General features: G+C 66.1%; 11 protein-coding genes. 4 read left to right on the top strand and 7 right to left on the bottom strand.

Going from position 1 to position 12519, the window contains the following annotated elements; all coding sequences use genetic code 11:
• Positions 1–86 precede the first annotated feature (86 nt).
• A complete protein-coding gene (locus ACOZHM_RS10830; RefSeq protein WP_421569260.1) occupies positions 87–608 on the top strand; it encodes a cupin domain-containing protein in 522 nt (173 codons plus the stop codon).
• 21 nt (positions 609–629) lie between these two features.
• Here the strand turns inward: ACOZHM_RS10830 and fghA are convergent, their stop codons facing one another.
• From fghA to ACOZHM_RS10810, 4 genes are all read right to left on the bottom strand, one after another.
• A complete protein-coding gene (fghA, locus tag ACOZHM_RS10825) occupies positions 630–1460 on the bottom strand; it encodes an S-formylglutathione hydrolase (RefSeq protein WP_421569259.1) in 831 nt (276 codons plus the stop codon).
• 16 nt (positions 1461–1476) lie between these two features.
• Positions 1477–2586, bottom strand: a complete 1110-nt coding sequence (locus ACOZHM_RS10820) for an S-(hydroxymethyl)glutathione dehydrogenase/class III alcohol dehydrogenase (protein ID WP_421569258.1) — start codon at positions 2584–2586, stop codon at positions 1477–1479.
• 55 nt (positions 2587–2641) lie between these two features.
• Positions 2642–2917, bottom strand: a complete 276-nt coding sequence (locus tag ACOZHM_RS10815) for a metal/formaldehyde-sensitive transcriptional repressor (RefSeq protein WP_313347588.1) — start codon at positions 2915–2917, stop codon at positions 2642–2644.
• 117 nt (positions 2918–3034) lie between these two features.
• Positions 3035–4579 (bottom strand): arylsulfatase, encoded by a 1545-nt coding sequence (locus ACOZHM_RS10810; protein WP_421569257.1) that lies wholly within the window; start codon positions 4577–4579, stop codon positions 3035–3037.
• Positions 4580–5023: 444 nt separating this feature from the next.
• Between ACOZHM_RS10810 and ACOZHM_RS10805 the strand changes: the two genes are divergently transcribed.
• Positions 5024–5974: a cation diffusion facilitator family transporter gene (locus ACOZHM_RS10805; protein WP_421569256.1), complete on the top strand. Its 951-nt coding sequence runs from the start codon at positions 5024–5026 to the stop codon at positions 5972–5974.
• 254 nt (positions 5975–6228) lie between these two features.
• Here the strand turns inward: ACOZHM_RS10805 and ACOZHM_RS10800 are convergent, their stop codons facing one another.
• Both ACOZHM_RS10800 and ACOZHM_RS10795 read right to left on the bottom strand, forming a co-directional pair.
• Positions 6229–8100 carry a methyl-accepting chemotaxis protein gene (locus ACOZHM_RS10800; protein ID WP_421569255.1) on the bottom strand — a complete coding sequence of 624 codons (1872 nt, stop codon included), beginning with the start codon at positions 8098–8100 and terminating at the stop codon, positions 6229–6231.
• Positions 8101–8403: 303 nt separating this feature from the next.
• Entirely contained in the window at positions 8404–9384 is a 981-nt protein-coding gene (locus ACOZHM_RS10795) for a helix-turn-helix domain-containing protein (protein WP_421569254.1), read from the bottom strand.
• Positions 9385–9830: 446 nt separating this feature from the next.
• Between ACOZHM_RS10795 and ACOZHM_RS10790 the strand changes: the two genes are divergently transcribed.
• The gene (locus tag ACOZHM_RS10790; protein ID WP_421569253.1) at positions 9831–10238 is read left to right on the top strand and encodes a VOC family protein; all 408 of its coding nucleotides are present in this window, start codon (positions 9831–9833) and stop codon (positions 10236–10238) included.
• A 30-nt stretch (positions 10239–10268) separates the two neighbouring features.
• On the opposite strand, the gene ACOZHM_RS10785 is transcribed toward ACOZHM_RS10790, so the two are convergent.
• On the bottom strand, positions 10269–11159 hold the full coding sequence (locus ACOZHM_RS10785; protein ID WP_421569252.1) for a LysR family transcriptional regulator: 891 nt from the start codon (positions 11157–11159) through the stop codon (positions 10269–10271).
• 104 nt (positions 11160–11263) lie between these two features.
• On the opposite strand from ACOZHM_RS10785, the gene ACOZHM_RS10780 reads away from it, so the two are divergent.
• A complete protein-coding gene (locus tag ACOZHM_RS10780) occupies positions 11264–12316 on the top strand; it encodes an NAD(P)-dependent alcohol dehydrogenase (protein ID WP_421569251.1) in 1053 nt (350 codons plus the stop codon).
• The last annotated feature ends 203 nt before the right edge of the window (positions 12317–12519 follow it).

Here is a 12519-nt window from a genome sequence, read left to right as displayed (position 1 = left end):
CATACTAGCTGTCGCAACACATTTGGCAATTCCTTTACTGGTTCATCGTGTCCAGACTGGCACGCTCACCCCAGCGGAAAACGCACGTGTCGCCTCGCATCATCAACCTTCCCACCGTTCAGCCTGCCCCCCTCCCCGCGCCGTACGCCGCCAGTGGCGAGGCCGCGCAGCACTTTGCCGCGCAGGTCGCCATGCTCGGCGCACAGATGGGCAGTGCCCGGCTGGGAGTCAACCTGGTCGCGCTTGCGCCTGGCATGCGCGCCTTCCCGTTCCACAACCACCGGGCCAACGACGAGCTGTTCTACATCCTGGCCGGCAACGGCAGGATCCGCATCGGCAGCGGATGCCATGAGGTCACCGCCGGCGACCTGATCGCCTGCCCTGCCGGTGGCCCCGACAGCGCCCACCAGCTGATCAACAGCGGCACGCAGGAGCTGCGCTATCTGGCCATCGGGAGCAACCATTCGCCGGACATCATCGAGTTTCCCGACAACGGAACCTACAAGGCCGTGGATCACGCAGCGCCCGACGGTGCGCCGTACTTCGAGGCCATCGGCCGTCTCTGCGAAAGTCGCGATTACTGGCAGGACAGTACGCCGGCCGCATGAGCGCAGCCGGCGTCAGGCGGCTCAGCCGTGCAGCGCCTTTGCATGGTGCGCGATGTGCTCGCCGATGAAGCTGGCGATGAAGTAGTAGCTGTGGTCGTACCCCGGCTGCAGGCGCAGCTGCAGCGGGTGCCCCGCTGCGGTGCATGCGGCCTGCAGCCACTGCGGCTGCAGCTGGGTATCGAGGAACTCATCGCCACCGCCCTGGTCGACCAGCAACGGCAGCTTCCCGGTCGCCGTGGCCACCAGTTCGCTGGCATCCCACGCCGACCAGGCCGCGCGGTCCTCACCGAGGTAGGCCGCAAACGCCTTCTGCCCCCACGGCACCCGGGTCGGCGCGACGATCGGCGAGAACGCCGACACGCTGCGGTAGCGCCCCGGATTGCGCAACGCGATCACCAGCGCGCCATGCCCGCCCATCGAATGCCCGCTGATGGCGCGCGCGTCACTGGCCGGCAGATGCGCTTCGATAAGCGCCGGCAGTTCCTGCACGATGTAGTCGTACATGCGGTAGTGCTTCGCCCACGGCTGCTCGGTGGCGTTGAGGTAGAACCCCGCGCCCTTGCCCAGGTCGTAGCCCTCCGCGTCGGCGACATCGTCGCCGCGCGGGCTGGTATCCGGCGCCACCAGGATCACGCCATGTTCGGCGGCGTAACGCTGCGCACCGGCCTTGGTGATGAAGTTCTGCTCGGTGCAGGTCAGCCCGCTCAGCCAGTACAGCACCGGCAGCTTCTGGGTAGCGGCCTGCGGCGGCAGGTAGACCGCCACCTTCATGTCGCAACCCAGCACCTGCGAACGGTGCTGGTAGACGTCCTGCCAACCGCCGAAGGCGGCGCGATGTTCGATGCGTTCCATGGGGTGCCCGCCGTGATCAGTAGTGGACGACCGAACGGATCGACTTGCCTTCGTGCATCAGGTCGAAGGCCTCGTTGATCTGCTCCAGGTCCATGGTGTGGGTCACGAACGGCGCCAGCTCGATCTCGCCCTTCATCGCGTCCTCGACCATGCCCGGCAGCTGGCTGCGGCCCTTCACGCCGCCGAACGCGGTGCCCTTCCAGGAACGGCCGGTGACCAGCTGGAACGGACGGGTGGAGATCTCCTGGCCCGAGCCGGCCACGCCGATGATGACCGACTGGCCCCAGCCACGGTGCGCGCATTCGAGCGCGGCGCGCATGACGTTGACGTTGCCGATGCACTCGAAGGTGTGGTCCACGCCCCAGGTGGTCATCTCGACGATGACCTGCTGGATCGGCTTGTCGAAGTCCTTCGGGTTGATGCAATCGGTGGCACCGAACTGCTTGGCCAGTTCGAACTTGGACGGGTTGGTGTCGATGGCGAAGATGCGGCCGGCCTTGGCCTGGCGCGCGCCCTGGATGACCGCCAGGCCGATGCCGCCCAGCCCGAACACCGCCACCGAATCACCTTCCTGCACCTTGGCGGTGTTGTGCACCGCGCCGATGCCGGTGGTGACGCCGCAGCCGAGCAGGCACACGTGTTCCGGGTTGGCGTCCGGGTTGATCTTGGCCAACGAGACTTCGGCCACCACGGTGTATTCGCTGAAGGTCGAGCAGCCCATGTAGTGGTAGATCGGCTCGCCGTTGTAGCTGAAGCGGGTGGTGCCATCGGGCATCACGCCCTTGCCCTGGGTGGCGCGCACGGCCACGCACAGGTTGGTCTTGCCCGAGGTACAGAACAGGCACTCGCCGCATTCGGCGGTGTACAGCGGAATGACGTGGTCGCCCGGCTTGACGCTGGTGACGCCCTCGCCCACTTCGACCACGATGCCGGCGCCTTCATGGCCCAGCACCGCCGGGAACAGGCCTTCCGGATCATCGCCGGACAACGTGAACGCATCGGTATGGCAGACACCGGTATGGGTGATCCGGACCAGCACTTCGCCCTTCTGCGGCGGGGCGACGTCGATCTCGACGATCTTCAGCGGCTCGCCAGCGGCGAAGGCAACAGCAGCACGGGATTTCATCGGGAATACTCCAGGACAAGGAACAGAACAGGACAGCGCGCGGTCGCCCGCACGCTTATTTCAGGTAGGAACGGATCAGCGCGCTCATGTCGCGCACGCGCTCGGCGCGCTGCGCATCGGACTGGGCCGGCTGGCCGAATTCTTCGCGCAGGTGCGCTTCCATCACTTCGGACATCAGTCCGTTGACGGCGCCACGGATGGCGGCGATCTGCTGCAGCACCGGCCCGCACTCGGCCCCGGCCTCGAGCGCACGGTCCAGCGCGTCGCACTGACCGCGGATGCGGCGCACGCGGGCCAGGACCTTCTTCTTTTCGTCGGGGGAATGCGGCATGCCAGGCGGACCCAGAGAACTATACTGGGGGATAGTATACACGCCCGGTCCCCCGCGTCACGCCGCAGCGCCCCGGCTGGCGCATGAGGGCGCCACCCGGGGGCCGTCGGAGGCAGGCTACTTGCCGGCCACCGCGTCCTGCAGTTTTTCGATCGCCTGGTCGGCGGTGAAGGTGTTCGGCTTCTGGATCTTCGGGAACTCAACGAAGGTCTCGTTGAACTTCGTCAGCAGCGCAATCGCGCCGTACACGATGTACACGTGGTTGATGTACCAGTCCCAGTACGTATTCGAGGTGACGTCGGCGAACTCGTACGGGTCGGTGCGCAGGTTGTAGATCTTGGGAATGCGCATGGGCGTGAACGGTTCGCCCCAGATCTGCATGGTGCCCTTGCAGCGCTGCTCGATGAAGGTCACCTTCCAGTTGTCGTAGCGGATGCCGAGGATGTCGCCATCGTCTGAGATGTAGACGAACAGCTTGCGCGGGGACTTCTCCACCTTGCCGGTCAGCAACGGCAGCAGGCTCACCCCGTCGATGTGGTTCTTGTAGGTACGTCCCAGGGCCTTGACTCCCTTCTTGAGGTCATCGACCACGCTGGTGTTGCCGGCCAGTTCCAGGAACGTGGGCAGCCAGTCGTGGTGCTGCACGATCTCGTTGGAGACGGTGCCCGGCTTGATCTTGCCCGGATAACGCGCCACCAGCGGGATGCGGAACGCGCCTTCCCAGTTGGTGTCCTTCTCGCTGCGGAACGGCGTGGTGCCGCCATCCGGCCACGAGTTGCGGTGCGGGCCGTTGTCGGTGGAATACACCACCAGGGTGTTGTCGGCGATGCCCAGCTCGTCCAGGTAATCGAGCAGCGAGCCGACATTGCGGTCATGGTCGATCATGGTGTCGTGGTACGGCGACTGCCAGCGACCGGCCTGGCCCAAACTCTCTTCCTTGGTATGGGTGTACAGGTGCATGTGGGTGAAATTCACCCAGACGAAGAACGGCGCGTCGTCATCAGTGGCCTTCTTGATGAAGTCTTTCGCGCGTTCGGCGAACTCGTCGTCGCAGGTCAGCATGCGCTTGCGGTCGAGCGGGCCGGTGTCTTCGATCTTCTGCCTGCCCACCCGGCCCCAGCGCGGCTGTTCGGTGCTGTCGTCGGTGTCGGTGGCGAAGCTGTGGATCACGCCGCGCGGCTTGATGGTCTGGATGAAGTCGCCGAACTCTTCCTCGGGGAAGTAGTCGTACATCTCCGGCTCCTCCTCGGCATTGAGATGGTAGAGATTGCCGTAGAACTCATCGAACCCATGGTTGGTGGGCAGCATGTGGTTCAGGTCGCCCAGGTGGTTCTTGCCGAACTGGCCGGTGGTGTAGCCCTCGTTCTTCAGCAAGGCGGCGATGGTGACGATCTTCTCGCTCATGCCCACCGGCGCGCCGGGAATGCCCACCTTGGACAGGCCGGTGCGCAGCACGCTCTGCCCGGTGATGAACGAGGAGCGGCCGGCAGTGCAGGACTGCTCGCCGTAGGAGTCGGTGAAACGGACGCCTTCGCTGGCGATGCGGTCGATGTTCGGGGTCTGGTACCCCATCAGGCCGTGGGTGTAGCAACTGAGGTTGGAGATGCCGATGTCATCCCCCCAGATCACCAGTATGTTGGGCTTTCCGGATGCGCTGGCCATGCGTTGCTCCAAGGGGACATGAGGTCCAGATGGTCAACGCTTGCGCCGATGGCAGCCAGCGTGTTTCTACTTAGAACGTCTCAGTAAGTCTTCGCCGGCGCGGACATCGGCGTCCGTACATGAGGCGCTGGACCGAGGGCATCATCCCGAAGGCGTGATGCCCGGCGGCCCGGCGGAACGCCCGATCAGGTCGGCGCGAAACCGCGGGTGGTCTTCTTCTCGTTCTTTTCGGCCTTCTTTTCCTTGGCCGTCTTCGCAGGTTTCTTCTTCTGCTCTTTCTTGCTGTCCATACCCTTGGCCATGGTCGTACGCTCGCGGTTGGTAGGCGGCCAGCATGGCACATCCGGGGCGGACAGGCGCGCCGGTGGTCGGCGCCGTGCGCTGTGCACGCCACCGGGACGGGCCCGGCGGGAAGATGGGGCTCCCCCCTCCCCTGCATTGCCCATGGCCACGCCGTCCGGCTCCCGTCTCGTCGTCTATGCCGCACTGGTCGGCAACCTGTGCATCGCCATCGCCAAGTTCGTCGCCGCCGGCATCTCCGGCAGCTCGGCGATGCTGAGCGAGGGCGTGCATTCGCTGGTCGATACCACCAACGAACTCCTGCTGCTGTACGGGCTGCACCGCGCGGACAAGAAGCCGGACACCGTCCACCCGTTCGGGTACGGGCGCGAGCTGTACTTCTGGAGCTTCATCGTCGCCCTGCTGGTGTTCGCGGCCGGCGCCGGGGTATCGGCCTACGAGGGCATACAGCACATCCGACGTCCGGAACCGGCCACCAACCATTTGCTGAGTTACGTGGTACTGGGCATCTCGTTCGTGTTCGAAGCTGGCTCCTGGTGGGTGGCGTTGCGCGAGTTCCGCGCCACCAAGGGCAGCATGGGGTACTTCGAGGCGTTCCGGCGCAGCAAGGACCCCGCCACGTTCACGGTGCTGCTGGAAGACAGCGCCGCCCTGCTCGGCCTGGCCTTCGCGGCCGCCGGTCTGGCCGCCGCCCAGCTGCTGGACATGCCGGTGCTGGATGGCGTGGCCTCGCTGTGCATCGCCGGCGTGCTGGCAGTCACCGCGTTCCTGCTGGCACGCGAGACCAAGGGCCTGCTGGTCGGCGAGCCGGCGCATCCCGATGTTGCCCGGCACATCCTGGCGGTGGCCAACAAGGACGCCGACCTGCGCACCGCCAACGGGGTCACCACCATGCAGATGGGCCCCGACCAGGTGGTGGCGATGCTGAGCGCCGAGTTCGAGGACGACCGCACCACCCCGCAGATCGAGGCCTGCATCACCCGCATCGAAAAGGCGGTCAAGCAGGACTACCCCGAACTGGTGGCGCTGTTCATCAAGCCGCAGGCCTCGGAGGTGTTCCGTGCCCGCCAGGCGGCCCTGGCCGAACCGCCCTGAGCGCCGCCCCGGCGGTGGGGGTCCGCGCAGGACCGGAACAGGCCCGCCAGCGCAGCGCCGCCCGGGAGCACAAGCAGATACATCGCACCCGGGCCATCCGCCGACTGGCCGCCCGTTTCCTGGCAACACATGTAGCCGTAGATCCCGGCGGCAAACAGGCTGCCTGCCGCCAGGAACTCCACCATTTCCTTCCACCGCACGTGCATCGCTCCCTCTGTTTCTGATTCGTCCCCCGCAGGTGCGGGTTGCGCGCGTCAGCGGACCGGCCTCGGCGCCTTCACCGCGCCGGCATGGCCGAGCAGGGTGTGCACGGCCGCCGCCGCAGAGGTTTCGACCGCCTCGGTCCGGAACGCCGCCACCGTGCCCAGCAGCTGGGTGGCCTGCTCCTCCATGCTGCGCGCGGCCGCCGACGCCTCTTCGACCAGGGCCGCGTTCTGCTGGGTGCTGCCGTCGATATGCTCCACCGCCTGGTTGATCTGCACGATGCTGTCGCGCTGCTGCTGCGCCGCGTCGCTGATGCCCGAAATCAGATCGCTGACCCGTTTCACGCCCTGCACGATCTCGTCCATGGTGCGCCCGGCGCCTTCGGCGAGCCGGCTGCCGGTCGCCACCTTGTCCACCGAATCGCCGATCAGCTGTTTGATCTCCCGCGCTGCCGTGGACGAGCGCTGCGACAGCGAGCGTATCTCCGAGGCGACGACGGCGAAGCCGCGCCCGTGATCGCCCGCGCGGGCGGCCTCGACCGCCGCGTTCAGGGCCAGGATGTTGGTCTGGAAGGCGATGCCGTCGATCACCCCGATGATGTCGACGATGCGGTGCGACGACGCGGCGATCAGCGACATGGTCGAGACCACTTCCTGCACCGCCTGCCCGCCCTGCGCCGCCACGTCCACCGCCCCGCCGGCCAGCTGGCTGGCCTGGCGCGCGTTGTCGGCGGTCTGACGAACATGATCGGTGAGCCCCTGCAGCGACACCGCCGTTTCCTCCAGCGAGGCGGCCTGCTGTTCGGTGCGCTGGGACAGGTCGTTGTTGCCTTCGGCGATTTCGCCCGCGCCGAGCGCCACATTGTCGGCGACGCGTTTGATGCGCCCGATGATGGCTGCCATGGAATCCACCAGCGCATTGATGCCGTTGCACAGCTCGGCGATCTCGCCGTGCATGCCGGCCGTTGCGATGCGGCCCGTGAGGTCGCCGCCCTGCGCGGCCGCCACCACCTCGCGGGTCTGCTCCACCGCGTGCTGCAGCGCCTGCGCCGCGCGCACTTGGGCGGTGATGTCGGTGGCGTACTTGACCACCTTGAACGGCCGCCCATTCATGTCACGGATCGGGTTGTACGACGCCTGGATCCAGACCTCGCGGCCGTCCTTGCCCAGCCGCCGATATTGGCCGGCGTCATATTCGCCCCGCCCGAGTTTCTCCCAGAAGGCGCGGTATTCCGCGCTCTGGCGATATACCGGGTCGGCAAACATGCTGTGGTGTTTGCCTTGTACTTCGTCCAGCGTGTAGCCCACCGCGGCCAGGAAGTTGTCATTGGCCGTGCGGATGCGCCCGTCGAGCTCGAATTCGATGACCGCCTGCGACAGGTCGATGGCCGCCAGCTGCCCGGCGAAGTCAGCCGCCTGGCGCTTTTCCGCCGTGATGTCGGTGGCGAACTTCACGACCTTGCAGGGCCGCCCGTTGGCGTCGAAGACGGGGTTGTAGGAGGCCTGGATCCAGACTTCGCGGCCGCCCTTGCCCAGGCGCTGGTACTGGCCGGCATCGAACTCGCCCCGCGCCAGCTTGGCCCAGAACGCACGGTAGTCCGCACTGCGCACCTGCTCGGGCGCGACAAACATGGAATGGTGACGGCCGCGCACTTCCTCCAGCGTATAGCCCACCGTCGCAAGGAAGTTCGGATTGGCCGCCAGGATGGTGCCCTCCAGGTCGAATTCGATGACCGCCTGGACCCGGTGCAGCGCGGCAATCTGCGCATCGAGTTCGGCATGCCGCCGCGACGCGGCGGTCTGCGCGGCCAGGCGCGCGGCGCGGAAAGGCAGGACAAGAGCGGCGAGGTGGTGAAGCGTCGAACGGCGGGCGCGCGCGGTAGCGGCGGCGGGCACATCAGTGTGCAGGGCTGACTGGGACATGGATCGATCCTCGATTCCGACAAGCTGAAAAGGCTCCGCCGGGCTGGATGCCCATTGGGAGTGCTCGATTGGCTTGGGGACTCACGAAGATCGCCGGGTATATGGCGTCGCCCGCGTGGGTTGAAACTGGTTCGATTGCGCTCATTGTAGCGGCGTAAACCGCATGACCTTGAGCATGACTTATGGCTGTGGATTATGGCCGAGTTTACGTAGCTCCATTACTGCCGGTGTCGCAAGAATGCCCGGTCCCAGTGATGAGGTGCCGGCGCGGTGGGGGCTGCACGGCACCTCATCACAGGGACATTATCTCCCGCGTCGCACTGCGGCGCGGCTGCGGCTCGCCTCCAGTGCGGCCGCCAGCTCGGTCGATGGATGGATGCCGAAGACTTTCCGGTACATGCCGGCAAAGCGACCCAGGTCCCATACACCGAAACGCGAGCAGATCAGGGTCACGGTGTCGCCGGGCCGGGCCTCACGCAGCGCGCGCCGGATCACATGCAACCGTTCCAGCATGTAGTACTGCTGCGGTCCCATGCCGAAGATCTCGTCGAAGGCGCGGTTCAAGGAACGCTGCGAGGTGCGCGCGCTCAGGGTCAGTTCGCCGATCGTGGCCTCGCCGCGGATGCTGCGTTGGATGTGTTGCACGGCACGACTGATGATTTCATTCCGGGACACGATCGGCCGGCCCCTGGCCCGGCCCACCGCGTCGGGACTGCCCAGCGCGAGGCAGCGCAACAGCTCATGTATTACCCGGCCGCTGAAGGCACGACGTACGGCCGGCACCGCGAACAGCTGTGGCCGGCGTTGGTTGATCTTGAAGGCGCGCATCATCAGCGTGATCAACTGATGGATCTGCTCGCGACCGACCATGACCGGATGCGTGCGATCCAGGCGCCCGTCGACCAGGCCAGCGACCCCGCTGGCATGCGCAAGTATTGCAGTGGCAGACAGGTCCAGCGCGATGAAGCGCGAGGCGACGCGTGTCACCGCGTGCACCTCCGTTCCCGGGGCGAACCAGATGAACAGCTCGTCGGTCGCCCGGTGACCCTGCATGTAGGCATCGCTGCCAGGCAGCGTAATGTAGGCGTGGTAACGGCCCGCATGGCTCAGGCCCCGGTACAGCATCGGCGCACCGTCCCGGCCGAGCATTGCGATGACATCCCCTGCATCCAGCAGCTCAAGCGCCCAATCGCCATTGCCGCGCCCGGTGACCCGCATGTGGCCATCCACACCGGCAACAGCGTCTGCATATGCTTCAAAATCGTTGAACGTCAGTATCGCCATCTTGGTGGACGTAACCTCGAAGTAGACGGCATGCGGGCGGCGAGCATAGCGCCTCTATCGCACCTCAAAGAGGCCTTCGATCAACATTTTTTTTTGGCGGAGTTTACGTAGACGTCATTTTTCGCAGACCAGAGAATCCGCAGCGCTGTTCGCGATGAAATCGCAGTGCCGCACGCGTTCGATTGCAGCCGATGACCGGCAGTCATGACGTCAATCAGCACTTTCCATGATGGGCGCGCTGTGTCAGGCACGTATCGGTAATTCCACTGCCGCGAGGGGCCGTAAATCTACTCGCCGGATTGTCCGAGAATTGTCGTCGACGTTTCTGCAGGCGAAGAATATCCGAATATCGCCATGTATATTCAAATGTACTGACAGCCGGCCAGGGGGCCGGCACTGCGGACGCGCGGTACAGTGGGTGACCCCGCCACCTTTCAGGTGCTCGCATGGCGTTTCTGGTCAATATCGATGTCGACAACCTCGACACCGCGCTGGCGTTCTACACACATGCGTTCGCGTTGCGTCCGGGACGGCGCTTCGGCGCCGACGGGGTGGAACTGCTCGGCGGGCCGGCACCGATCTACCTGCTGGTCAAACCAGCCGGCAGCCCGGCTACCCCGCAGGTGCGCGACCGCCGCGATTACCGGCGGCATTGGACGCCGCTGCACCTGGACTGGGTGGTGGACGATCTGGAGTCGGCCCTAGCCCGGGCCGTGGCCGCCGGTGCGCGCGTGGAGCAGGCGCCGGCGACCCACGCGTGGGGAAGGATCGCCCTGCTGGCCGATCCGTTCGGACACGGCTTCTGCCTGCTGCAGTTCCTGGGCCGCGGCTATGACGAGATCAGCAGCGGCTGACGACGCGCGCCCCCGTAGGCAACATACGCCTCAATCGGTGTCGCGCAGCATGTCCACGAACGCGCGCAGCGCCGACGACATCTGCCGCTGCTGCGGGTAGTACAGCACCCAGCCGGCGAACGGCTCGCTCCAGTCTTCCAGCACCGCCACCAGGCGACCATCGTCCAGGTAGGGGCGCGCGGCATCCTCCAGCACATAGGCCAGGCCGAGCCCATCGAGCACCGCCTGCAGGATGGTGTGCTGGTCGCCAAGGGTGAGGCGGCCGGGCACGTCGATGTCCAGCGTCTGGCCATCGCGCTCGAACTGCCACTTGTACAGGTGCCCGCTGGCGAAGCGGAAGCGCACGCATTCGTGCTGGACCAGGTCGCGCGGATGCCGCGGCATCGGGTGATCGCGCAGATACGCGGGCGATGCCACGATCAGGCCACGCAGTGATGGGCCGAGCGGCACGGCCACCATGTCTTCGGGCACGAACTCATGCAGGCGCACGCCGGCGTCGTAGCCCTTGGCGACAATGTCCACCAGCCCATCGTCCTGCGCCACCTCCAGCCGCACGTCCGGGTGGGCACGCAGGAAGTTCGCCAGTCGTGGCCCCAGCTGGGTATGCACCGCCGCGCGGGTCGCGTTGATGCGCAGCAGGCCGGCCGGCGCGGCGCGGAAGTGATTCATCTCTTCCAGCGCGTCGTGCACCTGCCCCAGTGCCGGCTGCAGGCGATCGAGCAGGCGCTGCCCCGCCTCGGTGAGGGCCACGCTGCGGGTGGTGCGGTGGAACAGGCCCACGCCCAGCCGCTCCTCCAGCGCGCGGATCGCATAGCTGACCGCCGAGGTGGACAAGGCCAGCTCCGCGCCAGCACGGCGGAAGCTGCGGTGGCGGGCCACGGCGGCAAAGGCGGCCAGGTGGGTGAGGTTGTCAGTGGCCATGATTATCCAGTCTGCCTTGATGAATCATGCCGATATATTGACTGTATGCCCACGGGTAGCGGGCGTATTGTAAAGCGCCTTTCCACAAATCCCAGGATAACCCCATGTCCCTCGCCCACGGCTATGCCGTCCACGACCAGACCGCGCCGCTGGTGCCGTTCTCCTTCGAGCGCCGCGCGGCCGGTCCCGACGACGTGCGCATCCAGATCCTCTACAGCGGCATCTGCCACTCCGACCTGCACCAGGCCCGCGACGACTGGGGCGGCGCGCAGTTCCCGATGGTGCCGGGCCACGAGATCATCGGCCGGGTCACCGAGGTTGGCGCCAACGTCACCCGCTTCAAGGTCGGCGACTTCGCCGGCGTGGGCTGCATGGTCGACTCCTGCCGCCATTGCGACGCCTGCGACCACGACCTGGAGCAGTACTGCGAAAAGGGCCCGACCTACACCTACAACAGCACCGAACGCGGCAGCGACCAGCTGACCTACGGCGGCTACTCCGACCACATCGTGGTCGAGCAGCGCTTCGTGGTGAAGGTGTCCGAGACGCTGGACCTGAAGGCCGCTGCCCCGCTGCTGTGCGCCGGCATCACCACCTACTCGCCGCTGCGCCACTTCAAGGTCGGCCCCGGCCAGAAGGTCGGCGTGATCGGCCTGGGTGGCCTGGGCCACATGGGCGTGAAGTTCGCCAAGGCCATGGGCGCCACGGTGGTGATGATCACCACCACCCCGGAAAAGGGTGCCGATGCCAAGCGACTGGGCGCCGACGAAGTGCTGGTCTCGCGCGATCCGGCGCAGATGAAGGCGCACGCCAACAGCTTCGACTTCCTGCTCAACACCATTCCGGTCAGCCATGACACCAACCCGTACATGTCGCTGCTCAAGCGTGACAGCACCATGTGCCTGGTCGGCGTGATCACCGGCCTGGACCCGGCGTTGATGGGCGCCAGCGTCATCTTCGGCCGCAAGCACGTGACCGGCTCGGCGATCGGCGGCATGGCCGAGACCCAGGAAATGATGGACTTCTGTGCCGAGCACAACATCGTCAGCGATGTGGAAGTGATCGACATCAAGACCGTCAACGAAGCCTGGGCGCGCATGGCCAAGAACGATGTGCGCTACCGGTTCGTGATCGATATGGCGACGTTGGCCGCGTAACCGCGTAGAGCGACGCCATGCGTCGCTGATTTTCGATCCGCATTGCGCAATCCATCGGGGGGGGGCCCGCGGGCCCCCCCCCCCCCACGCAAAAAAAAACCCCCCCATATGGCCCAAAAAAGCAAAAAGGTTAAAACCCGGGCCCCCCCAGGTTTAACAACCCCCGGGGCACCCCCCCCCAGAGCGACGCCCGGGGGGGTGCC

Origin of the sequence: Stenotrophomonas sp. PD6 (assembly GCF_049199305.1) — a bacterium.
Lineage (GTDB): Bacteria > Pseudomonadota > Gammaproteobacteria > Xanthomonadales > Xanthomonadaceae > Stenotrophomonas.
This window is presented reverse-complemented; position numbering and strand designations above follow the sequence as displayed.

Coding starts and splice junctions, on each gene's coding strand:
- ACOZHM_RS10810 (WP_421569257.1), bottom strand. CDS start 4,579: ATGGCCAGCGCATCCGGAAAGCCCAACATACTGGTGATCTGGGGGGAT.
- fghA (WP_421569259.1), bottom strand. CDS start 1,460: ATGGAACGCATCGAACATCGCGCCGCCTTCGGCGGTTGGCAGGACGTC.
- ACOZHM_RS10780 (WP_421569251.1), top strand. CDS start 11,264: ATGTCCCTCGCCCACGGCTATGCCGTCCACGACCAGACCGCGCCGCTG.
- ACOZHM_RS10785 (WP_421569252.1), bottom strand. CDS start 11,159: ATGGCCACTGACAACCTCACCCACCTGGCCGCCTTTGCCGCCGTGGCC.
- ACOZHM_RS10805 (WP_421569256.1), top strand. CDS start 5,024: ATGGCCACGCCGTCCGGCTCCCGTCTCGTCGTCTATGCCGCACTGGTC.
- ACOZHM_RS10820 (WP_421569258.1), bottom strand. CDS start 2,586: ATGAAATCCCGTGCTGCTGTTGCCTTCGCCGCTGGCGAGCCGCTGAAG.
- ACOZHM_RS10790 (WP_421569253.1), top strand. CDS start 9,831: ATGGCGTTTCTGGTCAATATCGATGTCGACAACCTCGACACCGCGCTG.
- ACOZHM_RS10795 (WP_421569254.1), bottom strand. CDS start 9,384: ATGGCGATACTGACGTTCAACGATTTTGAAGCATATGCAGACGCTGTT.
- ACOZHM_RS10815 (WP_313347588.1), bottom strand. CDS start 2,917: ATGCCGCATTCCCCCGACGAAAAGAAGAAGGTCCTGGCCCGCGTGCGC.
- ACOZHM_RS10800 (WP_421569255.1), bottom strand. CDS start 8,100: ATGTCCCAGTCAGCCCTGCACACTGATGTGCCCGCCGCCGCTACCGCG.